Annotated in this window: 24 protein-coding genes; 20 read left to right on the top strand and 4 right to left on the bottom strand. The window is 37.1% G+C overall.

Going from position 1 to position 21868, the window contains the following annotated elements; all coding sequences use genetic code 11:
* Positions 1-341 precede the first annotated feature (341 nt).
* A complete protein-coding gene (locus CPRO_RS16035) occupies positions 342-539 on the bottom strand; it encodes an indolepyruvate ferredoxin oxidoreductase subunit alpha (protein WP_157881649.1) in 198 nt (65 codons plus the stop codon).
* A gap of 124 nt (positions 540-663) precedes the next feature.
* Positions 664-1059, bottom strand: coding sequence for a pyridoxamine 5'-phosphate oxidase family protein (locus tag CPRO_RS07985; RefSeq protein ID WP_066050081.1), 396 nt, complete (start codon positions 1057-1059; stop codon positions 664-666).
* A gap of 179 nt (positions 1060-1238) precedes the next feature.
* On the opposite strand from CPRO_RS07985, the gene CPRO_RS07980 reads away from it, so the two are divergent.
* The 5 genes from CPRO_RS07980 (at position 1239) to CPRO_RS07960 (ending at position 6805) form a co-directional block, all read left to right on the top strand.
* Positions 1239-1634 (top strand): winged helix-turn-helix transcriptional regulator, encoded by a 396-nt coding sequence (locus CPRO_RS07980; protein ID WP_066050078.1) that lies wholly within the window; start codon positions 1239-1241, stop codon positions 1632-1634.
* Positions 1635-1751: 117 nt separating this feature from the next.
* On the top strand, positions 1752-2687 hold the full coding sequence (locus tag CPRO_RS07975; protein WP_066050076.1) for an EamA family transporter: 936 nt from the start codon (positions 1752-1754) through the stop codon (positions 2685-2687).
* A 252-nt stretch (positions 2688-2939) separates the two neighbouring features.
* Positions 2940-3485 (top strand): hypothetical protein, encoded by a 546-nt coding sequence (locus tag CPRO_RS07970; protein WP_066050073.1) that lies wholly within the window; start codon positions 2940-2942, stop codon positions 3483-3485.
* Between the two features lie 431 nt (positions 3486-3916).
* The gene (locus tag CPRO_RS07965) at positions 3917-6022 is read left to right on the top strand and encodes a methyl-accepting chemotaxis protein (RefSeq protein ID WP_082754285.1); all 2106 of its coding nucleotides are present in this window, start codon (positions 3917-3919) and stop codon (positions 6020-6022) included.
* A gap of 321 nt (positions 6023-6343) precedes the next feature.
* Positions 6344-6805: a flavin reductase family protein gene (locus CPRO_RS07960; protein WP_066050070.1), complete on the top strand. Its 462-nt coding sequence runs from the start codon at positions 6344-6346 to the stop codon at positions 6803-6805.
* 126 nt (positions 6806-6931) lie between these two features.
* Here CPRO_RS07960 and CPRO_RS07955 read toward each other — a convergent pair whose 3' ends face one another.
* On the bottom strand, positions 6932-7813 hold the full coding sequence (locus CPRO_RS07955; RefSeq protein WP_066050068.1) for a helix-turn-helix domain-containing protein: 882 nt from the start codon (positions 7811-7813) through the stop codon (positions 6932-6934).
* Between the two features lie 340 nt (positions 7814-8153).
* Between CPRO_RS07955 and CPRO_RS07950 the strand changes: the two genes are divergently transcribed.
* From CPRO_RS07950 to CPRO_RS07890, 13 genes are all read left to right on the top strand, one after another.
* The gene (locus tag CPRO_RS07950) at positions 8154-8504 is read left to right on the top strand and encodes a hypothetical protein (protein WP_066050065.1); all 351 of its coding nucleotides are present in this window, start codon (positions 8154-8156) and stop codon (positions 8502-8504) included.
* 160 nt (positions 8505-8664) lie between these two features.
* The gene (locus CPRO_RS07945; RefSeq protein ID WP_066050062.1) at positions 8665-9993 is read left to right on the top strand and encodes a sodium-dependent transporter; all 1329 of its coding nucleotides are present in this window, start codon (positions 8665-8667) and stop codon (positions 9991-9993) included.
* A gap of 255 nt (positions 9994-10248) precedes the next feature.
* Positions 10249-10566, top strand: a complete 318-nt coding sequence (locus CPRO_RS07940) for a (2Fe-2S)-binding protein (protein WP_066050060.1) — start codon at positions 10249-10251, stop codon at positions 10564-10566.
* On the top strand, positions 10563-11678 hold the full coding sequence (locus tag CPRO_RS07935; RefSeq protein ID WP_066050055.1) for an NAD(P)/FAD-dependent oxidoreductase: 1116 nt from the start codon (positions 10563-10565) through the stop codon (positions 11676-11678). Before CPRO_RS07940 ends, CPRO_RS07935 begins: the two co-directional genes overlap by 4 nt.
* A gap of 12 nt (positions 11679-11690) precedes the next feature.
* On the top strand, positions 11691-12497 hold the full coding sequence (locus tag CPRO_RS15755; RefSeq protein ID WP_066050052.1) for a (2Fe-2S)-binding protein: 807 nt from the start codon (positions 11691-11693) through the stop codon (positions 12495-12497).
* Complete coding sequence (locus CPRO_RS07925; RefSeq protein WP_066050049.1) at positions 12490-13656, top strand: NAD(P)/FAD-dependent oxidoreductase; 1167 nt, start codon at positions 12490-12492, stop codon at positions 13654-13656. The genes CPRO_RS15755 and CPRO_RS07925 overlap by 8 nt, the downstream gene beginning before the upstream one ends.
* A gap of 27 nt (positions 13657-13683) precedes the next feature.
* Positions 13684-14580, top strand: a complete 897-nt coding sequence (dapA, locus tag CPRO_RS07920; protein ID WP_066050046.1) for a 4-hydroxy-tetrahydrodipicolinate synthase — start codon at positions 13684-13686, stop codon at positions 14578-14580.
* A 26-nt stretch (positions 14581-14606) separates the two neighbouring features.
* Positions 14607-15398, top strand: coding sequence for an aspartate/glutamate racemase family protein (locus CPRO_RS07915; RefSeq protein ID WP_236782328.1), 792 nt, complete (start codon positions 14607-14609; stop codon positions 15396-15398).
* A 53-nt stretch (positions 15399-15451) separates the two neighbouring features.
* Positions 15452-16804: an aldehyde dehydrogenase family protein gene (locus CPRO_RS07910; protein ID WP_066050043.1), complete on the top strand. Its 1353-nt coding sequence runs from the start codon at positions 15452-15454 to the stop codon at positions 16802-16804.
* Positions 16805-17128: 324 nt separating this feature from the next.
* Positions 17129-17566 carry a hotdog fold domain-containing protein gene (locus tag CPRO_RS07905; RefSeq protein WP_066050040.1) on the top strand — a complete coding sequence of 146 codons (438 nt, stop codon included), beginning with the start codon at positions 17129-17131 and terminating at the stop codon, positions 17564-17566.
* A gap of 417 nt (positions 17567-17983) precedes the next feature.
* Positions 17984-18235, top strand: a complete 252-nt coding sequence (locus tag CPRO_RS07900) for a YdeI/OmpD-associated family protein (protein WP_066050036.1) — start codon at positions 17984-17986, stop codon at positions 18233-18235.
* Between the two features lie 18 nt (positions 18236-18253).
* Positions 18254-18511, top strand: a complete 258-nt coding sequence (locus CPRO_RS07895) for a YdeI/OmpD-associated family protein (protein WP_066050033.1) — start codon at positions 18254-18256, stop codon at positions 18509-18511.
* The gene (locus CPRO_RS07890; protein WP_236782327.1) at positions 18501-18731 is read left to right on the top strand and encodes a hypothetical protein; all 231 of its coding nucleotides are present in this window, start codon (positions 18501-18503) and stop codon (positions 18729-18731) included. The genes CPRO_RS07895 and CPRO_RS07890 overlap by 11 nt, the downstream gene beginning before the upstream one ends.
* A 391-nt stretch (positions 18732-19122) precedes the next feature.
* Here CPRO_RS07890 and CPRO_RS07885 read toward each other — a convergent pair whose 3' ends face one another.
* Positions 19123-19800: a manganese catalase family protein gene (locus tag CPRO_RS07885; RefSeq protein ID WP_066050030.1), complete on the bottom strand. Its 678-nt coding sequence runs from the start codon at positions 19798-19800 to the stop codon at positions 19123-19125.
* Between the two features lie 172 nt (positions 19801-19972).
* On the opposite strand from CPRO_RS07885, the gene CPRO_RS07880 reads away from it, so the two are divergent.
* The gene (locus tag CPRO_RS07880) at positions 19973-21277 is read left to right on the top strand and encodes an FAD-dependent oxidoreductase (protein WP_066050027.1); all 1305 of its coding nucleotides are present in this window, start codon (positions 19973-19975) and stop codon (positions 21275-21277) included.
* Positions 21278-21649: 372 nt separating this feature from the next.
* The gene (locus CPRO_RS07875) at positions 21650-21841 is read left to right on the top strand and encodes a CDIF630_02480 family spore surface protein (protein WP_066050023.1); all 192 of its coding nucleotides are present in this window, start codon (positions 21650-21652) and stop codon (positions 21839-21841) included.
* The last annotated feature ends 27 nt before the right edge of the window (positions 21842-21868 follow it).

Genomic DNA, 21868 nt, shown 5'->3' with positions numbered 1-21868 from the left:
GTACATTGCAAGTTGAATGACTAACATAAAGATACGCTATAAAGTAAAAAGGTTGAGAATACAAATCATTTTAAGTTTAGTTAAAATATTTTACCATATTTGAAACTTAAAATTCAATCAAAATAAATGGATGTTTTAAGTCATACTAAAACCCTTGGGCCTTCCCTTGCCTCGTTCATCATACATCGTTGGGCAAAAGATGCAGCAAACGACATGGCTTCCAGATTGGTAAACTTTAATCCAGAGGAATTTGAGCCCAATAAAGCTATAACAAGAGCAGATTTTCTTGAAGCATGAAAATAAATAGTTTAACCACATACTTCCGCTGCCAAAACAATAAATTATCTTTTCGGTAATGCATATATGGGTGCATCCCTGTGGCAGATTTGCAGGCATTTACCACAGACAATACATTTTTCCTGATTAATACTGCTAATCCAGCCAGTCATCATTGAAATTGCATTTACTGGACAGTTGATAATACATGCCCCACACCCTACACATCTGTCGGGATCGATAGATACCTTTGATTTATGCAAGTATTTGTTTGTCAATAATGTACACCTCTATTCAAGTTTTTTACTCCAATCATAAAAGGCGCAGGCCGTTTTATGGCACTGCACCTGACTGTTTTTGTGTAATATTATGAGAGATTTTACTGAGTTACAGTTCTTTTTTGTTTTCAGAACCGGGAGTTGTAACGATGACCTTTTCGGGATTAATAATTAAAGCTCCTTTTGCAGTTACAGCGCCATTGAACATTTTTTCTACCATTGCCTTAAATGTATCGACGATATTGCCTTCTGTTAAATATTCTGCTTTGCCCTTGATTTGATAACCTTCAAGATTCTGTGCATCGTACACGGAAATAGCAATTTTTCCATTGTTGGCTTGGATGTTTTTTAGGGTGGTTTCAAGGAATACATCACCTACAATAAGTTTGCCGTCTTCAGTTACATCTTTGAATGCGACAGGTACAACATTTGGTTCATTGTTCTGGCATGTTGCCAAATCCCACATGCTTTCTTTCAGTAGCTTCTTTATGTTTCCATTTAACATAACAAATACCTCCATTAGAAATTATTTTGATGTTTGACTACTTTACTGATTATAGAGAATTGACTTTTGAGCGGCAAGATATTAATAAATTAGTTAGATACTATTAAAATTCATAGTAACTTGCCAACACATAGAATGTTACATATAATTAGTACAGATAAGGTAGGAGGAGAGGAAGCATGTATCAAAAAAAAATGGATAAAGATATCCGCTGTCCCTTGGAATATGGACTTGAGATTTTCGGGGGAAAATGGAAACCTAGGATTATTTGCGTGCTTAATGAAAAGAAGATCTTGCGTTATAGTGGAATCAGAAAAGAAATGATGAACATCACGGACGCGGTACTGGCTTCGGCGCTAAAGGCGCTGATTAGGGATGAGATTGTGCAGAGAAGGTCATATGAAGAGATACCTCCCCGGGTAGAATACAGTCTTACGCAAAAGGGGGAGTCTGTGGTTCCAATCTTACAAAGCATCTGTGGCTGGTCGGGCATTTTCTATAATAAAGACAGCGACCATGCTTTAATGCAATGTCAGAAGTGCGATTATAATGCTCCAACTTCAGGGACACTTTAAGGATGTTACGGCACTGATTCGACGTTTTGGAGCACAGTTCAGAAGTCATGTTCACCGTTTTGCATAAGGCTTGTTCCTGAATTAGAGGATAATTTATGGAGGGATAATGAAATAATTATGAAATTACGAGATAGGGGACTTGCTGTATTTGTTATCATATTGTGGGGCATCAATTTTACAGTAATCAAGTTTGGAATAAATGAAATGTCGCCAATGTTATTGGTGACATTAAGGTACATATTTGCTGCATTGCCTGCAATCTTTTTTGTAAAGCGACCGGATACTAATTGGAAATATATTGTTGCTTACGGCCTTGCCGTTGGAGTTGGTCAGTTCTCATGCCTTTTTTATGCCGAATATATTGGTATGCCTGCTGGTGTTGCGTCGGTGGTTTTGCAAGCCCAGGCTTTTTTCACGATTTTACTTGCAGGTGTGCTGTTTAAGGAACGTATTGGCGCTGGCCAAATAGCAGGACTCATTGTGGCATGTATGGGTCTTATTCTTATAAGCGGTAGTATTGGTGCACAAGGTGGTGGTACGGTCATACCGGGAAAAGCGTTTCTTTTGACGATCATTGCCGCTCTTTTTTGGGGAATCTCCAATATCATCATAAGATATGCATCAAAAGAAGCTGAGGAGCAAGGAAAGAATTTGAATATGTTCAATATGGTTATATGGTCCAGTTCAGTTCCACCGATTCCTATGATGATGGCGGCGCTCATCATTGATAAGCCTGTTCAAGTCTGGTATCAGTTGAGCCATATTAATGTATTGGCGCTCTTTTCCATATTATATCTGGCGTTTTTTGCAACGCTGATTGGATATGGTCTTTGGAGTACATTGCTTGCCAAATATCCCGCCAGTAAGATTGCTCCATTGTCACTCCTCGTACCAGTAGTGGGGCTTACTACGGCTCAAAAACTCTTAGGAGAAAAACTTACCACAATCCAATGGATTGGAGGGCTTATCATTATTTTTGGTCTGCTGATATCCAATTTTTCGAACCTGTTACGGAATACATGTTTCAAAAATTTTGGTAAGTCTAAAATATAAAAATATATACTGTTTAAATTCCATAGTAGCTTGTGTATTACTAATGAACTTTATGTAAAGCTTAATGACTACGCAGAAAATATTTGGTATTCCTTGAAATTTATTGAGGAATTCGTTATAATGCAGTTAAAAAATTTATAGGGTGAGTACCTACCGTATGCGAGGCAAATCTTGCATACGGTTTTTTTGCTTAAGGGATTACATTGATTTTAGGCAAACAGCGAAGTGACTTAAAAAAACATTGCACCTACATTGATAGAATTTAGCATACCACTTATTCTTAGTGGTACACTACAACAACTTTATAACTGGGCAGATGCATTTATCATTGGCAATGCTAACGAAGAACTTGCATTGGCCACAATCGGGGCAACCAGTACGGTTAATCTTTACATTATGGTGATAACCGGACTTTCACTTGGGCTTTCAATCTTGTTTCACAAAAATTTGGCAGTGAAGAAATCGTTACCATACCAAAATACTTGCAACTTTTTCAATGCTTCTGGGCACCGTCTTTGTCCTAGTAAGAACCTCTTTCATCGAATTGCCAACTTTTATATAGTTTTTGGTCTTGCAACTGCGGTACGTGGTTATTTAGAAGCTATAGGAGACGTTCTTTATTCCAGCATTGCAGGTATACTATCTCTATTATCCCCTATACTCATTTCATATTCTTTAGCTGGTTTTTTTGATAATATGATTATTGTTTATGCGGAGGCTTTTTCTTGGGGAGTACTGTTAGTATTATATTTGTTACGTATGATATGGAAGAAGCTAAATTTTAGAATATCTAAATAATATAAATACACAAATTCATCCTATTAATTTTTTTGGATGACAGAAAAAGAGAAAAAATTATTCGGAAGAAGGAACAAATGAACAATATTTGCAATATATACGACAACTTATAACATAGACATATGTAAGCGCTAGGAGATACTATATACTATAGAAAAGATTTAATTTGATATAGTGAAAAGCCTCAAATATGTAGTCTAAAACAATGAAAAAGCAACCTCCTTTATAAAAAGTTTTTTAGGGAATTTAGAAAATCAATTAGAACTAATACAAAATGATTGAGCTCATTACTAAAATATTGAAAAAACCTCTTTCGGTTATCGGTACGCGTAATGAAAGGTCTGTTGAAATTGAATTATAATTAGTTATTTTTATATAGTACAGAGTTTTAAAAAGATTGTTTAGTTACAAAGGAAAAGAGGGGGATTTTAATGTTTGGAAGGATTGGTAAAAAGAAAGAAAAAAGAAATGGGGGCGGGATAGGTATTAAAGGTCTTTTAACAAAATTTTTAAGTTTAATTGGTGTACCCATGTCACTTTGTTTTATTGTTGTTGCAATTGTTATTACCAATGTAGTCGGCAAATCGGTTTCAACTCTGACAAATACTGACTTGGAGAAATCTTCAATTCTTGCTACGGCTCAAGTTGACACCTATTTTTTGAAATATAGGCAAATGTCCTTGGCTTTAGCGGCCAGCACGCAAACTATTGACATTCTTGAGGAGACGAATGTTGGAGAGCACTTTAATACTTCAGAAAGCTACAATAAAGTTTTAAAAACTCTAGATAATATATTTAAAGATTCTGATGCATTAGTTTCTGTATGGGTTAATGATATAGATTCCAGTACATATATGTTGTCAGGAGGAGTTTTATCTGATGATACTTTCCGAATTACTGAACGTCCTTGGTATAAGGATGCAATGGCGGCGAGGGCATTGATAATGACAGAGCCTTATACAGATGCAGCATCCAATGAAGAAGTAACAAGCATTATGGCACCTGTCTTTGATAGTAGTGGGCGTGAAATAATTGGTTTCGCAGGTGCGGATTTTAGCCTAACTAAATTGGAAAACATTATTAATAAGTATAAGATTGGAGAAAGCGGTTTTTTTATACTTACAACGCGAGATGGAAAAGTTCTCTGTCATCCTAATTCAAGTAATCTTGGCAAAAATATTAAGGATTTAGATATTTCCGAAGATATTTCTGAGGCTTTATCGAAAGGAACCCAAGGTTTTGTTGATTATACTTTGGAAGGCGAACATGTACATGGCTATATTTCTATTGTTGGAGATACTGGTTGGACTGTTATATCCGGTCTCCCTGAACAAGAATATAACAAATCGATGAGTGTATTAAACACAACAATGCTTATAATTTTTACGCTTGCCCTTATTGTTTTATGTTTGATTTTGTTTTTAATGGGAAAAAGTATAATATCTCCCCTTAAGAAACTAAATGATGTTGCTAATGAGATTGCAGACGGAAATTTAGATGTAAAATTAGAGGTTGAATCTCATGATGAAGTTGGTCAGGTAGCAGAATCGGTTAATAGAATTATTGTACGTTTGAGAGGTTATATTGACTATATTAAAGAAATCACTTTTGTCCTGAGTACAATGGCTCAAGGAGACATGAGGGTTCAGCTTAAGCAGGATTATATAGGGGAATTTGAAGCAATCAAGACAGGATTAATTGGGATTTCGAAATCTCTTAGCCAAACACTTTCACAGATTCAGAATTCTGCAGAACAGGTAGACAGCGGTGCTTCTCAAATTTCTACAGCTGCACAGGAGCTTGCAGCTGGTTCCACAGAACAGGCAAGTTCGATTCAGGAGCTTTCAGCATCTATCGCAGAGATTTCTGATAAAGCCAATTATAATATGGAGAAAGTTATTTTGGCAACTGATTATATTGTTGAGGCAAATAAAAAAGTTGAACAAAGCAATCATCATATGGAAGAAATGCTTACTTCTATGAAAGAGATTAATGACTCCTCAAAAGAAATTCAAAAGATCATTAAGGCAATAGATGATATTGCTTTTCAAACAAATATACTTGCGCTTAATGCAGCGGTTGAGGCTGCAAGAGCGGGTTCTGCAGGAAAAGGTTTTGCTGTTGTTGCGGAAGAGGTTAGAAGCCTTGCTGCACGCTCTGCAGATGCCGCAAAACAGACAGAAGCGCTTATTTTATCATCAATGGAGGCAGTTCGTCATGGTTCTGGAATAACAGAATCTACTGCTCAAGCTTTGCGGGAAGCAGCAATACATACCGAAAAGGTTCAATCTGTTATTGTTGAAATACAAAATGGTACGCGAGAGCAAGCAAGCTTTATTGAACAGGTAAATCAGGGCGTTGGGCAAATTTCTTCCGTTATTCAGACGAATGCTGCTACAGCAGAACAAAGTTCTGCTTCAAGTGAAGAGCTTTCTGCACAAGCTACCCTTTTATATGATGAGTCAAATAAGTTTGTTTTGCCTGAAGAATTTTTAGATGTTCAAAATGGTATAAGTAACAATAATGTTAATGATTGATATAAAGATTCACAGCATTCATGTTTAGATGAAACCGAATTGATTGTTGGCCTAGTTACGCAAAGTTACATATTTATGTTATAAAGCTATTTCTGTAGCGCAGCGTATTGCAGAAGGTGTGATACTATACGATATGAGTAGTCTTCACATATGTACTTTACTTGAATATAAAGTGAATTATATTACACTAGGTATGTATAAATCAGTTTAATTGAAAGATAAGCAATATTTGCAATCTTTTGAGCAAAAAAAGTTATAGACAAACAAAGGTAGAATAAAAATAAAAAGTATTTTATACAGTGTATGGAAAGAAGGGTGTATATGTCAAATAAATTAAAATTGATGAATACGATATCGCAAGGGATTTATATCATTGGAACAAAAATGAAAGATACTTATAATTTTATGACGGCAGCGTGGATAACACAAGTATCGTTTTCTCCATGCAAAATTGCAGTCTCTGTTGATAAATCTCGTTATAGCGCTGATTTAATTAAAAAGCAGGGAATATTTAGCGTATCTGTATTAACAAAAGGACAAGAAGATGTTGCTAAAGTGTGTGGATTTCAGTCAGGGAAAGATGTAAATAAATCTGAACGGGTAAATTACGAATTAAACAAGGAAGGATTGCCAGTTATAAGAAACTGTGCAGCACAAATGACGTGTAAAGTAATTAAGACATTTGATGCAGGCGATCATTTCCTGTTTGTAGCGGAAATAGAGAACGGAGAGGTAGGTCAAGAAGAGCCACTAGTGTATGTATCATCCGATTATTTTGGGTAATATTTAAATAGTAGGAAAAGTTATGCAGTAATTGAAGTTAATCGGATAGGTCCGATTAATATATAGCTTTAGACATAAGCCTTACTTAAACAAATAAAAGAGGTGTTCCATTATGGAACACCTCTTTTATTCGTTTATTTTCATAGAAATCTTTTTGTACTCCGATGGGGATAGGCCCGTTGTCTTTTTAAAAGCCCGGAAGAAATTGCTATAGTTATCAAACCCCATGGTTTTTGCCACATCTGCGGCTTCATGAGTTAACAAAATCTTTTTTGCAATTTCAATTTTCTTGTCGATGATATATTTGCCTAAAGTAAAACCGGTGTACTTTTTAAAAATATGACATAAGTAGTAGGTACTAAAATGCAACTCATTTGACAATGAATCCAGTGAAATTGTATTTTCAATATTGAGATCAATAAATTGAATAATATCAAAAATTAGTGTCATGTGTTTGGAATTGGCAGTTTTGTATTCTAAATCATCATGATAATTATCAAATATATGTGAAAGAATTAAAAGTATCAATCCTTTTTCGAATATATCAAAACCGTTCTCAATGGTTGCGCTTTGAAAGCTTTTAAATAGGGCAATAAGGGCATTTGCTTCATGGTCCTTTAATTCCCTAATTGGATAAATATTATTTTTATTACTGAAGATATTTAAAAGATTCGATTCTTGCGAAGACGCAAAATGTATAATATTTGGTGAAATATCAAGGCAGTATCGATAGCAATTTTTACTAGTAATATCTATTTTATGTTTCTCAAAGAGATTCACCAAAACTAAATTATTGTTATATAGTGGATATTCTTGATTTCCTAAAGTTATATATCCCTGAACCTCATTTTTATCATTATTTTTTGCTTGAACCAATTGGACTTCGTAAAAATCATGATATTGCAGGTGTTTTCCATAAGCATACTCATATTTGTCATCATAAATAAACAAGGTGTATCTTTTTTTGGTGGGATAAATATTATCATGTGATAGGTATTTAGCTTCCATAGCAATGTATCCCTCTCTCTGAATAGTTTTACCAATTTGTTCTTTTATCAAAACAACTGAACAATATTTGCAATGTATAAGACAAAATAAGATATGGACATATGTGTTTATTATTTATAAAATAATAACAAGGTTAATCATTATTTCAGTACGAATTATCCAAATATTTTTGCTTGATATAATTATAACTGGATTTCAAATAGAAATATTGTACAAACAACATAATGAATATAAAATGTTGTTGTATATTTTTTTGGGGGTCTTTTGTAATTCGAAATGGGGCAATCCCATAGAAATCTGGTTTTATTATATAAAAACTTACTAGAGAGGAGGAATCTGTTTGCATGTCGAAGGATCTAAAGTTTCTAAATCAACGATTGGTTCAACAGACCAGGTATTTTGTTTTTTAGAAGCAAGGATGAGTGAAGCTCATAATATGATTACCACTGCAAGGCTCATACAAGCAACACTCAGCCCTATTCTCACTGCCCAGTCGAATGAGCGTACTCATTATACAACTGAATTAGTTAAAAATCAAGATTATTTTAAAGTGGTATTTCTTATAGATAAATACAGAAATTTTAATAAGAATTATCATTTATCATTAAGTAAAAAAATAATTAGGATGGTAAAAGCACATTTTAAGCTTATAAAGAATGAGTTGCCCGATATGAGCAATTCTTCGGCATAGATAATTTACTGGTTTATGGAAGCGTAATAAGTTATTTCCCAGTTTCAGCATCAAGATAACAGGATGCTGTAACAAAACAGTTTCTAATATTGATTAGAAAACCCTGATGTAAAAGCAAAACTATTTTACTTTTAATGTTCAAATCGAAAGGGGAATGTGTGTGAGTAATTCAAATGCAAATGTTGGAAAAGAAAAATATGCAGGCCGATTTGGTGCCATAATGTCAATGGCAGGTATGTGTGTTGGTATGGGTAATGTATGGCGTTTTCCTTATATGGTAGGTGCATATGGTGGTGGGGCTTTTGTTCTTGCTTATTTGCTTTGTGTAGTTGTTGTAGTTGCTCCGCTTGCAATCATGGAATGCGGTATCGGTAAAGGCTTTGGAAAAGGTATGATTGATGTATATTCTGATACACTGCACAGCAAAAAAGCTGGTAAGGCAGTTGGCGGACTTTTCTCTTTTGGTTATTATTCAATGAACTTTTTCTATTTTTCAATCGTGGCAGCAAGTCTTTATTTTGTTTTTGCTAGTGCAACAAGTATGTGGAAAACAGTTCCCGCGGTAGAAATTTATGATAAGTTAACTGTTAACTATCCTCTTCTTGCGGTAATAGTAGTAGTGCTTGTACTTTTTACAAGCTATATCGTATACAAGGGTGTTGCAAATGGTATTGAAGCCGTAAGTAAGATTATGATGCCTCTTATGATTGCTTTCTTAGTAATTGCAATTTTATTCGGTGTTTTCTTTATCGACAATATTGAAGCAGGCTATGAATTCTTATTCAAACCAGACTTTTCAAAATTACTCAGCTTTGATATGTGGGTTGCTGCTATGGGGCAGGCTTGTTTCTCAATCGGTGTTGGTGCTGGGTGTATTCTTGTATATGGCAGTCATCTTGGTAAAAATAGTGATGTAACATTAAATATGTTGACCGTATCACTCTTCGACACATGTGTTGGTATGTTAGCCGGAATGGCTATTGTTCCTGCGTGTGTTGCTATGGGATTAAGCCCAGAAGCAGGCTCAAAGCTTATTTTCGTTGTACTACCTTCATTATTTGAAATTCTTCCAGCTGGTGCTTTAATGGGAATACTTGTATTCGTTGCAATATTCTTTGCGGGAATCACTTCAGCTATTGCGCAATTAGAGGTAATCGTAGCTTCCTTCGTAAGCAGTTTCAATTGGTCACGACTTAAAACAGTATTTATTTTTGGCGGTTTAAATATAATTGCAGCCGTTATCGCAGTTTACAGCACGAAGTTCTTTGACTTCTGGAACATGGTATCGGGAAATTATGTATTTATCGTAAGTGCAGGTGTTGGTGCTATTGTATTCGGCTGGGTATTTGGTATTGAAAGGATTAGAACTGAATTCCTTAACCCGACAAGTGATATTCAGCTTGGTAAGTGGTATACATATTTTACAAAATTTGTTGCTATTCCAATTATGTTAGTAATGATGCTTAACTCATTATTCCCATTCTTATAAACTGCTAAAAGCAGAGGAGGTAAATACGTATGTCAACGAGTACAATAATCACTTTAATTTGCATTGTAACATTGCTTTATGGAAGTACAGGATTTCTTGTTTATAAATGCCTTACCACTAAGGAAAAGGAATCAGACGAGTAATTAGGTGTTGCCGCATAATTCTTTGTATTCACATATGTGTGTAAAGAACAATCGGAAAATATGCGGTGTTGCCTTCAATTAAATTAATGCAACATTGGAAAGGAGTTTTTTTATGAGAGTAGTATCACATCCTGTTTTAGGTGAAATGCAGGATATTGAATGGGTAAACATTATTGTAAATGGAAAACCTATGAAAGCAAAAAAAGGCGAAATGATTTTGGCAGCGTTGTTAGCGGAAGGCATTATTGTGAATCGGTATACAACAAAAAAACATGAGCCAAGAGGTATTTTCTGCGGAATAGGCCAATGCACAGATTGTATGATGGTCGTAAATGGAATTCCTGGTGTGCGGACTTGTATTACTCCGGTAGAAGAAGGAATGACCGTGGATGTTCAAGAAGGTTTAGGGAGCTGGAGGGGTGACAAATGAAACAGTGCGAATTGCTTGTGATAGGTGGCGGCCCGGCTGGACTTTCAGCAGCGATTGAAGCGGCCGAGGCGGGTGTCAAGGTTATCATTGTAGATGCAAATGAGAAGGCCGGGGGGCAGCTTTTTAAGCAAATACATAAATTTTTTGGGTCGAGTATGCACCGTGCAGGGATTAGAGGTATGAATATAGGGCAGGAATTGCTTGAACGCTGCGAGAAACTTGGCGTGGAAATTTGGCTTGATAGTCTAGCTATTGGTATGTACAAAGGCAATATTGTTGCAGTGGATGTGAAAAAAAATCTTACAGAGCATAAGCTAGAAAAAATTCAGGCAAAAAAAATTGTGATTGCAACGGGGGCGTCGGAAAATGCAGTACGTTTTCCCGGTTGGACATTACCAGGAGTAATGGGTGCCGGTGCAGCACAAACCATGGTTAATTTCCATAGAGTTCTTCCGGGAAAAAAGGTTCTCATGATTGGTTCAGGAAATGTTGGATTAATAGTTTCCTATCAGTTGATGCAAGCAGGAGCTGAGATTGTAGGTATTGTAGAAGCGCAGCCGAAAATTAACGGCTATGCGGTGCATGCTTCTAAGCTGACAAGAGAAGGGATTCCTATTTACACCGGCTATACAATTGTAGAGGCTAGTGGCGATGAGAGAGTGAATAGAGCAATTATTGCTAAAGTAAATCCCGATTGGTCAACAGAACCAGGGACAGAGATCACCTTGGATATTGATACAATTGCCATTGGTGCAGGTTTAAAGCCGTTAATCGGGATGAGCTATATGAGTAACTGTCATTTGATGAATGATAGATTCTTAGGCGGATGGGCACCATGCCATAATTACAGCATGGAAACGACAACGAAGGATATTTATGTTGCTGGTGATGCTTCCGGTGTGGAAGAGGCTAACACTGCAATTGAAGAAGGAAAAGTCTGCGGTATTGCCATTGCACAAGCTTTAGGATATTTGGAAGAAGAAAAGGCAGAACAAATGAAAAAAGATGCATGGGGACGATTAGCTGGGTTGCGTGAGGGTGCCCATGGTGCAGAGCGTACAGCAGCAAAAGAAAGACAGTTACTCGAGTACAAAAAAGTAATGGAAGGTTAAGGTGATGAACGAATGAAGTTGAAAGAAACTGGCGTTCTGACAAAAGCAGATTTAGTAGAAATGGGACGCTACCCATCTGAAGAAAGAATGAAGAAAGGCCCTGTAGCAGTGGCTGAATGTGTTCAGGATATTCCTTGCAACCCATGTGAAACTGCGTGCCCCTTTAAAGCAATTCATATTGGAGAGAACATTTCAAATCTTCCCAACATAGATGTGGAAAAATGTAATGGCTGCACCACTTGTGTGTCTGCTTGTTCAGGTCTTGCAATATTTGTGCTGGATAAATCCTATTCCGACAGCGTTGGAAAAGTTAGTTTTCCTTATGAATACAATCATTCTTTTAAAGTAAATGACATTGTTAAAGCAGCAGATAGAGGTGGAAGGCATGTCTGCGACGGTAAAATTCTTAAAATTGCAAATACACAAAAGGCGGATAAAACTACCGTTATTACCTTGGAAGTACCCGTTGCATGTGTTGACGAAGTAAGAAGTATTTACCGTGACAGACAACAGCAATTAAGCAAAAAAGAAGGTTTGTCTGTAAAATTAGGTGATGATGTAATGGTTTGCCGCTGTGAAGAAATTACGGCTGGAGAGATAAGAGAGGCGATTCGACAAGGCGCAACGGATATTACGGGTGTCAAATTGCGTACAAGAGCGGGAATGGGGTTATGTCAGGGACGTACATGTGAAGCTCTTGTCAACCAAATTATTAGGCAGGAATTAGGGAACTCACCTGAGGAAATAGGATTTTCAACGCCAAGAACACCTCAAAGATCGGTGACATTTGGTACATTAGGAGGTGGAATTGATGAGTAAAACGTATGATGTTGTCGTGATTGGCGCTGGCGTAATCGGAACAAGTTGCGCTTATCATCTGGTTAAAAAAGGACTCACAGTTGCTCTTGTAGAAAAAAATGATATCGCAAGAGGAACCTCAAGCCATTGTGATGCGGCGGCCTTGATTGTTGATAAGCAGCCCGGTGTAGATGCTGCGTTAGGTTATGCAAGTATTCAAAGATTTAAAGAGCTTAGAGATGAGTTATCCTATGATTTTGAATTTACAAACAGAGGCAGTATGTATGTTTGTGAATCGGAGCAGGAGATGGAGATTGCAACTAAATTTGCAAAGGATTTAAGCAAAGACGGATACAGAGTTTATACGTTAAGTCCATCAGAACTTGTTGAGCGCGAACCATTTATTGCAAAAGACTTAGCTGGTGGTATTTATAGCGATGAATGCTGTGGTTTAAATCCGTTTAAGTTATGCTTTGCCTTCGTGGAAGCCGTGAAAGGCAAGGGACTTGATGTGTACCCCAGAACAAGCGTTATGGGTATTAAACTAAACGATAAGAAGGAAGTAGAAGCAGTAGAAACTACAAGCGGAACACTTTTAACAAGAAAAGTGGTTAACTGTTGTGGCGTTTGGGCTCCCGAAATTGGAAAGATGGTTGGCGTGGAAATTCCTATTATCCCAAGAAAAGGCGTTATATTAATTTCCGGTGCATCTTTTCAGTTCTGTAACCAAAAGGTTCAGGAGTTTGGCTACATGCTTTCAAAGTTTGCAATTGAATGCAAGAGAGATCCTTTGGTTGAGAAATATGGCGTAGCCTTTACAATTGAGCCATCAGAAGGAAACAATGTTCTGGTAGGAAGCAGTAGAAATTTTGCAGGTTATGGCATTGATGCAGAAATCGATATTATACAAACAATTGCAAAGAGAGCTGTGCGTTTCTATCCGATTTTAAAAGAACTGAATTGTATTCGTTCCTACGCTGGCGTGAGACCATTTATGGAAGAGCATCTTCCGCTTATTACAGAAGTTGAAGAGGTTCCGGGTTATTATATCGCTGCAGGACATGAAGGCGATGGTATTTCTATGGCACCAAGTACAGGTAGATTGATTTCAGAGATGTTGACAGGGGAAAAACCTTATATGGATGTTACACCTTTTAGTTTTAGTCGCTACAATAAATAATTTTTTTTACATATTAGGAGGAATATTATGAGTAAAGCACCTATTGGATTATTTGTACCATTGATTACCCCCTTTCATGCAGATGAAAGTATCAATTTTGATGCATATAAAACCATTATTGATTACACAATCGAAAATGGAATGCATGGGATATTAGTTGGAGGGAGTACCGGCGAATATCATATGATGTCGTTGGAGGAAAGAAAAGAGGTTATTAAAAAAGGTTGTGAATTTGCCAATGGTAGAGTTCCTGTTATGGCAGGAACTGGAGAATATACAGCAAAAGAAACCATTGAATTAACAAATTATGCAGCTGATTGTGGAGCAAAATGGGGCTTGGTATTGCCGCCATTTTATCAGCAGACAAGTGAAGAAGGCATTTATGAATTCTTTAAAGAGATCGCCGAAGGCTCTAAAATTGGCATTGTAATTTATCACAATCCCGGTTCAACTTGTGTTGAATTGTCTCCGGAATTCATTCGTAGATTGGCATTGATTGATAATATTGTTGCTGTAAAAGAAACTATTGATGAACGTCATACAAGCCAAACGTATGCAGCAGTGAGAGATATTCCGGATTTTGCCGTTATGGAGGCGGAGGAACATCTTCTTATGCCCACATATTCACTGGGCGCTAAGAGTGCATTTTCTATTGTTTTCAATCTTTTGCCCAAAGAGATGAGAGAAATGTATGACTTGGCAGTTGTTAAAAATGATTTTAGGGCAGCAGCGGAACTGAATCAAAAACTTGTTCCTTTCTATGATTTAATGGAAGCAGAACCATACCCGGGACCTGTGAAGGCAGGTTTGGATGCTATTGGTTTGCCAGGAGGCATTGTAAGAAAGCCTCTTACACAGCCCAGTGATGAATTAAGAGCAAAAATGCGTGAAGAACTCAAAAAGCTTGGTTACAAAGTAAAATAAAAGATTCCCGACAGAGGAGGTCTTGTATGAGTAAATATATGGATGGTAGACGTTATGGTTATTTAACACCCGGCAATGACGGAGGTTATTACAAAGGAGTACAGGGACAACAAGTAGCAGGGTATTCAGTTGGTATTGTATATATTGAAAACATCAATTACCCAATTTTACCGGGTAATGTAGTAAATGCTTATACCTATAATTTTCCTGTTAGAATGAAGGCCGTTTCCAACTTAACGAATGACCGGCTTTTCAATAATGATCCCACAATAGTGGATGATATTATTTTTGCGGCGAAATCTATGGTTGAAAACGAAGGAGTGAGAGCTATTTGCAGTGCTTGTGGCTTCTTTGGAAATTACCAAAAGCAGGTTCGGGAGGCAGTGGATGTTCCTGTTGCTATGAGCAGCTTAGTACAGATACCTTGGATTCAAACTTTAATTAAACCGGGACAAAAAATTGGTATTTTAACTGCTAATAAAGACTCCATGACCAATGCACTTTTAGAGAGCTGCGGAGTTGTTGACAAAGATAATCTTATAATTAAGGATGCCTTAAAAACAGAAGAGTTTGCTACAGTTGTTAATATGAGAGGCTATTTTGATAATAGCATTGCAAAAGAAGAAATTGTAGCGCTAGCCAGGGAATTAGTGGAAGAAAATGATGATTTAGGAGCCATTTTACTGGAATGCAGTGATATGCCACCCTATGCCTATGCGGTGCAGGAAGCAACACAATTACCGGTATTTGATTTTATTACCCTAATTAACTGGCTTCATAATGCAACAGCACAAAGACCATACAATGGTTGGATTTAATTGAGATTACATTTAACTAGGTAAAGACATATGAGAGAAAAAGGAGTATAAATATGAATGTTCAAGAAATGATTGATAATGGGCGAAAAGCGTTTGCTGAGATCAGCGGTTATACACAGGAACAAATTGATCATCTGGTTTATGAAAGCGCAAAGATTATTTATGATAATGCAGTGCCTCTGGCAAAGATGGCTGTTGAAGAAACAGAACTTGGCTGTGTTGAAGACAAAATTGAAAAAAATACAGGTACGGCTGCTGTTTTCTGGGACTATCTGAAAGATAAAAAATCTGTTGGGATCATCAATGAAATTCCCGAACAGGGTATCATTGAGGTAGCACATCCTGTAGGCATTATTGCTGCTATCACACCTGCAACAAACCCTACGGTTACACCTCTGGGTAACTTCATGCACGCATTAAAGGGCAAAAATGCCATTATCATTTCCCCTGCGCCCCGTGCGGAAAAAACCTCTACCAACACGGTAAACTTAATCAGAGAAGCGTTGGAAAAAAATGGGGCTCCTGCTGACCTAATCCAAATTGTGGCAGGTGCAACCATTGAAAAATCCGTGGAATTAATGGAAAAATGCGACTTGGTATTAGCAACAGGTGGACCAGGACTCACCAAAGCGGCATACTCCAGCGGAACTCCCGCATACGGCGTAGGCCCCGGCAATCCTCCTGTTATTTTGGACAGAGATTATGACCTGAAAACAGCGGCAGGGATGACAGTAATCGCTGTTGGCAGTGACAACGGTATCCTTTGCGATGGTGACAACTTATTGCTGTATCCTCAAGAAGTGGAAGCAAAATTCTTTGAAGAAATGAAGAATGCAGGCTTTGTGGTTTATGAAGACGCCAAAGATGTGGAAAAATTCCGCCAGGCGTTGTTTCACGACGGTAAGGTAGACGGTAGTCTGGTGGGCAAAGACGCTTTCGTTATTGCAAAGGCTGCGGGCTTTGATATCCCTGTGGAAACAAAGGTGCTTGCAGTGAAAATTGACGGCGTAGGCAAGGATGACATCTTCGGTCATGAAATCATGGGACCTATTGTGGTTATGAAATCCTATGATAAATTTGAAGAGGCAGTAGAAATGGCAGTTAGAAATATGAAAGAGTCCGGTGGAATTGGTCATACCGCTGGTCTGTTTAGTAACAATCAAGAGCATATTAGGTATGCCGGAGAAAAAATACCTGTGGCTCGTTTGTTAGTAAACCAGCCTACACCAGATGCGTGGGGACCTGCTACTAACGGTCTATCTCCTGCAGTATCTGAAGGATGTGGTACATGGGGAAACAATATTTTGGCAGGAAACGTAGACTATATACATCTGATTAATGTATCAAAAATTGCAATGCCCCTTGATGTAAAAGTGCCGGATGCGGCTAGCATTTTTAAAAAGTAACAACAAGCAACGTGCCGGGTCTATGAAAGAGCGGAGTGGTGAGAAGGCTTAAAAAAGATTTATGAATAAATCGAAGCTTATAAGTTATGAGATAAGTGGAATTTATAGGAGAAGTCCGAATAGACCGGATTTAGATGATAGACATTATTCAAATTCCCTCTCAAAGTGTCATGCCGAAAAATATTTGAGGTGTCTAATCAAAACAAATGAAAAACGGGCTTTCTAAGAAACGATTTCCGAGACAGTTTTCTTAATCACATATTCATAGACCCGAATTATTATATTGTTAGTGTTACATTGAAGAATGAAAAGGAGGAAGTAGTTATGGTAGGTAAAAAGGTTGTACATCATTTAATGATGAGCGCAAAAGATGCTCACTATACTGGAAATTTAGTAAACGGCGCTAGAATTGTGAATCAGTGGGGCGACGTTGGTACAGAATTAATGGTTTATGTTGATGGTGACATAAGCTTATTCTTGGGCTACAAAGATATCGAATTCACAGCTCCTGTATATGTTGGTGACTTTATGGAATACCACGGCTGGATTGAAAAAGTTGGTAACCAGTCCTATACATGTAAATTTGAAGCATGGAAAGTTGCAACAATGGTTGATATCACAAATCCTCAGGATACACGCGCAACAGCTTGTGAGCCTCCGGTATTGTGCGGAAGAGCAACGGGTAGTTTGTTCATCGCAAAAAAAGATCAGAGAGGCCCTCAGGAATCCTCTTTTAAAGAGAGAAAGCACCCCGGTGAATGAGGAAGTTTTTATTGATTTTGATTTTAAATTGTACATTACTTTAGTTATTCAAGCGGACGAATTAATTTCGTCCGCTTTTTCTAATACAGTCTTAACCTTGATGATGCGAAATAATTGCTGGTAAGATAATTAGCTATAACTGCGATCAACATATTTGTTGTCATGGGGGCATTCCAAAGCAACCTCTTCCACTAAATAGCAAGTTTAAAATAGAAAACAGTGTTATGATATGCAACTCAATTACTAAAGAGCTTTAATTTATTCATAATGATTAAAGGATTTAGTATATTCTGGCGGTCTTTGCTAAAAATAAGAAAGGGCGAATTTATGAATGGATATTAGCTTAAAAGCAGGCCGACGTTAATCGCTGGAGATGCCCACGGTATAGATAGAAGAATATAAAAAAGGAGTAATAAAATGAGTGATGCAGATTTCATAGGATTGGGACATAATCCCAATTACAATGTTCCTGATATACCTGAAGGTTTTGGCGCAGCTTTGAGTAAAGAACCTGAGGCACATCATTATTTTGATAGTTTAAGCGTAGTTCAAAAAGCTTCTGTGATTCAATATATACAAAGTAATAATGAAACAGGTGACGACGCAAGAAACAAGATAAATACTGTTGTTACCAGCTTAAAAAATAATAGTCTGAATTTTAGACTTTAGGTGAAAGGAGAAATACGAATGGATGATAAAAGTTTTGTTGGAATGGGCCACAATCCCAATCCAAATGTTCCTGATTTACCCGAGGGTTTTGCTATGGCGCTTTTACAAGAACCTGAGGCAAGAGTCCGTTATGAAAATCTAACTGATATGCAAAAAGCAAATGTCATTCGCTACATTCAAAGTAATAATGAATCGGGTTACGATGCAAAAGAGAAAATTAATAATGCGATAGATAGTCTTAGGAATAATAATTTAGGATTCATGAATGCGTATTAATTTATTGAAGCCATTTAAAAAAGGTGAGATTATGGAAAAATATACAAATGGTGGGAAAATACCGGTAGGACTTGGTTTGGCACTCGAAGAATACAATGCAATGGATTATTTCTTTTCGCTGTCAACGCAGGCGCAACAGCAAATTATAGATCGTACCCATATGATACAATCTAAAAATGAAATGCTTGCCTATGTACAGTCTCTTGTACCCCAAAAATGAAAGATGCCTGCTTATCATCTCAATATGTAAGCAGGCATTTTTCTATACGTTACGTTATTCATATATACGATATTTATTGATGATTACTGATAAAAGAATCCTGACATCAAATTGATATATGCCAATATATATTTTTTGAGTCTAATAGATGGTTGGAGTAGGTAGACTGACTATTTTGGGATTAAAATAAAGATATTATGTAACGGTACACTGTTTGGTAATTATAATAGTTTGATAGATTATTTGGATTATGAAAGATGAGCTTATTTCAATATATTCTACAACAATTGAAACAAAGAAAGAAAATCTTATGAAATACAGCATATCAAGATGACATAGTAAAAGGACCAAGAAAAAGGTAATTAAATACCTCAACCTTAGCCCTTTTTATTTAACTGTTTGGATTGTTAAAGCTAACGGGTTTGGCCTGTGTATCTCCAAAAGCGTTTGCAGGAGAAGGACTGGAAAGATCGAAATAAATACGAGAATCCTTGGTCACACCAAAATCTTTGTTAGAGCCAGAATCCTGCACACGATTAAAGGCTTCACGAAACATTGCGTTATGTGCTTCCTCTCGGTTAAGCAAAAAATCGATTGTTTCTTTTACCTTTTTATCATTAATTTGACGGTAAAGATACTCGTACACAACTTTTGCTCTCTGTTCTGAAGCTATGTTTGAGAGCAAATCCGCACAGAGATCGCCAGTTACCGTCACATAATCGCCGGTCCATGAGTAGCCGGATGAATTGATAAGTCCGGGATTGAGTCCCAGAATTACATGAGTCTGAATTTCCCCTGCATTTACAGCGGAGTAATCAACATCGTGTCCGTTGAGCAAATTAATAGTCTGCGCCACCATTTCCATATGGCTGAGTTCTTCGGCCGCAATATCCATAAATAAATCCTTAATGGCAGGATCCTTAATGCGAAAACTTTGAGACATATACTGCATTGCAGCTTTTAGCTCACCGTTTCCACCGCCAAGCTGCTCTTGCATTAAAACAGCATATTGGGGATTGGGTCTTTCTACTTCAACCGGATGAAAAAGTTGCTTTTCATGTTTAAACATCGTAACACTTCCTTTCTTCGAATAATATTCCTTTTTCTGAAAATAATATTCATAAGAAACCTGTTTGAAATAACGTTAAAGATGTTTTCCGAGATTGAAAAACACTAATGCCATATAAGCAATTATAAGCAATTGGCCTGAGGGAAAACCTCGTGCAGAAAGGTGGAATAATATGAATTCCGTTTGGAAGGAAAAATCAGATTTACCATGTTTTGATGTTTTGAATCAGGATATCAGAACGGATATACTCATCATCGGCGGAGGTTTGGCAGGAATCCTGTGCGCTTATATGCTGGAACAAGCGGGTGTTAAATATATGCTAGTGGAGGCAGATCGTATTTGTAGCGGAATTACGAAAAATACAACTGCAAAAATTACCTCACAGCATGGTTTTGTCTATGACAAATTGATCCGTGAATTTGGTATGGAAACAGCAAGACTCTATCTTGAAGCCAATGAAGAAGCTTTAAATCAATATCGGAAGCTGTGCAAAATGGTTAATTGCGACTTTGAAGAACAGGACAATTATATATATTCCCTTGATGACAAGAAAAAGGTGGAACGGGAACTTGCTGCCCTTCATAAAATCGGCTTTTCAGCACAATCTGTGGATTCCCTTCCCTTGCCATTTTCCATTGCAGGTGCTGTCAAGTTTTCTAAACAGGCGCAGTTTAATCCGCTGAAGTTCGTATCTGGCATTGTAGAAGGACTGTCTATTTATGAGCATACTGCTGTTCGCGAGTTAATTGGTACAACTGCTGTCACAGACCATGGAAAAATTACAGCAAACAAAATTATTGTGACCACTCATTTTCCTTTTCTTAATAAGCACGGGAGCTATTTTTTGAAAATGTATCAGCACCGTTCCTATGTGCTTGTATTGGAAAATGCACCTAATGTTGAGGGTATGTATGTGGACGAATCACAAAAAGGTATGTCCTTTCGCAATTATGAAGATCTTTTGCTCATAGGCGGTGGTGATCACCGTACAGGTAAAAAAGGCGGTAATTTTAAAGAGCTTGAAGATTTTGCAAATCGTCACTATCCGAATGCAAAAATCAGATACCGCTGGGCAACACAGGATTGTATGACCCTTGATGGTGTTCCTTATATTGGTAGTTATTCTGCTAGCACCACGGATTTATATGTTGCTACTGGTTTCAATAAATGGGGCATGACTTCTTCTATGGTGTCAGCAATGCTTCTTACAGACATAGTGCTGGGAAAAGAAAATCCCTATGCGGAGGTTTTCTCCCCGTCCCGTACAATTTTTCGTCCTCAGCTTGCTAGTAATGCCATTCAAGCAGTGGTCAATTTGCTTACACCCACAACACCTCGTTGTCCTCATATGGGCTGTGCCTTAAAGTGGAACAATGTGGAACAATCATGGGATTGCCCTTGTCATGGTTCACGTTTTACTGAAGAAGGAAAGCTAATTGATAATCCTTCAACCGGAAATTTAAGAAAAAAGGTGTAAGTGAAAGATTTTAAAGTTAGAAGGGTAGAGCTGATTTTATTGGTTCTGCCTTTACTTGCATTACAGGAATTGCATGTAAACAAAGTCTGTCTTGAAAGAGATTAGAGGTTTTGTGGGTTGTCAATTTTATTTACGGCGGGAGAATATTCAGAATTTTATCTTACATCAATTAAGAGGTGAATAAAATTTGGTTCACATCTATTTGAATCTTAAACTTTTGTCTGTCAAATTATTTGGAAAGGTTAATATTTAGCAAAAAAGAATAAGAATAATGATTTTTGGAAGAATTTTAAGTAGTAGTTTTAATAAGACAGTATCAATTAACGAATGAGAGTTTTTAATGAAATTTAAATAAAAAAGGAGGAAAAGATTATGTCAAGCAACGGGAATACTTTAAATGGACTGGAGAACAAAAGACTTCACAGTACAACTGCTACAAATAGAGAGGGCACTGCGGCATGGGCAAATGTGGATAAGGTAGATAAGGAAACCAACTTAAACATTCCAGGGGATTATAGTGTAGAAAAAGCCAAAAACTGGGTTGATAATGGAAGTAAGCTTTAAAAAATTTATAGAGTTGGAGAGTTAGTT

The organism is Anaerotignum propionicum DSM 1682, assembly GCF_001561955.1.
GTDB lineage: Bacteria > Bacillota > Clostridia > Lachnospirales > Anaerotignaceae > Chakrabartyella > Chakrabartyella propionicum.
The sequence above is the reverse complement of the archived record's forward strand: the minus strand, read 5'-3'. Positions and strand labels throughout refer to the sequence as shown.

What these genes read in the sequence shown, in the direction of transcription:
- CPRO_RS07985 (WP_066050081.1), bottom strand. Translation starts at nt 1,059, where the DNA reads ATGTTAAATGGAAACATAAAGAAGCTACTGAAAGAAAGCATGTGGGAT.
- CPRO_RS07980 (WP_066050078.1), top strand. Translation starts at nt 1,239, where the DNA reads ATGTATCAAAAAAAAATGGATAAAGATATCCGCTGTCCCTTGGAATAT.
- CPRO_RS07975 (WP_066050076.1), top strand. Translation starts at nt 1,752, where the DNA reads ATGAAATTACGAGATAGGGGACTTGCTGTATTTGTTATCATATTGTGG.
- CPRO_RS07965 (WP_082754285.1), top strand. Translation starts at nt 3,917, where the DNA reads ATGTTTGGAAGGATTGGTAAAAAGAAAGAAAAAAGAAATGGGGGCGGG.
- CPRO_RS07960 (WP_066050070.1), top strand. Translation starts at nt 6,344, where the DNA reads ATGTCAAATAAATTAAAATTGATGAATACGATATCGCAAGGGATTTAT.
- CPRO_RS07955 (WP_066050068.1), bottom strand. Translation starts at nt 7,813, where the DNA reads ATGGAAGCTAAATACCTATCACATGATAATATTTATCCCACCAAAAAA.
- CPRO_RS07940 (WP_066050060.1), top strand. Translation starts at nt 10,249, where the DNA reads ATGAGAGTAGTATCACATCCTGTTTTAGGTGAAATGCAGGATATTGAA.
- CPRO_RS07935 (WP_066050055.1), top strand. Translation starts at nt 10,563, where the DNA reads ATGAAACAGTGCGAATTGCTTGTGATAGGTGGCGGCCCGGCTGGACTT.
- CPRO_RS15755 (WP_066050052.1), top strand. Translation starts at nt 11,691, where the DNA reads ATGAAGTTGAAAGAAACTGGCGTTCTGACAAAAGCAGATTTAGTAGAA.
- CPRO_RS07925 (WP_066050049.1), top strand. Translation starts at nt 12,490, where the DNA reads ATGAGTAAAACGTATGATGTTGTCGTGATTGGCGCTGGCGTAATCGGA.
- dapA (WP_066050046.1), top strand. Translation starts at nt 13,684, where the DNA reads ATGAGTAAAGCACCTATTGGATTATTTGTACCATTGATTACCCCCTTT.
- CPRO_RS07915 (WP_236782328.1), top strand. Translation starts at nt 14,607, where the DNA reads ATGAGTAAATATATGGATGGTAGACGTTATGGTTATTTAACACCCGGC.
- CPRO_RS07910 (WP_066050043.1), top strand. Translation starts at nt 15,452, where the DNA reads ATGAATGTTCAAGAAATGATTGATAATGGGCGAAAAGCGTTTGCTGAG.
- CPRO_RS07905 (WP_066050040.1), top strand. Translation starts at nt 17,129, where the DNA reads ATGGTAGGTAAAAAGGTTGTACATCATTTAATGATGAGCGCAAAAGAT.
- CPRO_RS07900 (WP_066050036.1), top strand. Translation starts at nt 17,984, where the DNA reads ATGAGTGATGCAGATTTCATAGGATTGGGACATAATCCCAATTACAAT.
- CPRO_RS07895 (WP_066050033.1), top strand. Translation starts at nt 18,254, where the DNA reads ATGGATGATAAAAGTTTTGTTGGAATGGGCCACAATCCCAATCCAAAT.
- CPRO_RS07890 (WP_236782327.1), top strand. Translation starts at nt 18,501, where the DNA reads ATGCGTATTAATTTATTGAAGCCATTTAAAAAAGGTGAGATTATGGAA.
- CPRO_RS07885 (WP_066050030.1), bottom strand. Translation starts at nt 19,800, where the DNA reads ATGTTTAAACATGAAAAGCAACTTTTTCATCCGGTTGAAGTAGAAAGA.
- CPRO_RS07880 (WP_066050027.1), top strand. Translation starts at nt 19,973, where the DNA reads ATGAATTCCGTTTGGAAGGAAAAATCAGATTTACCATGTTTTGATGTT.
- CPRO_RS07875 (WP_066050023.1), top strand. Translation starts at nt 21,650, where the DNA reads ATGTCAAGCAACGGGAATACTTTAAATGGACTGGAGAACAAAAGACTT.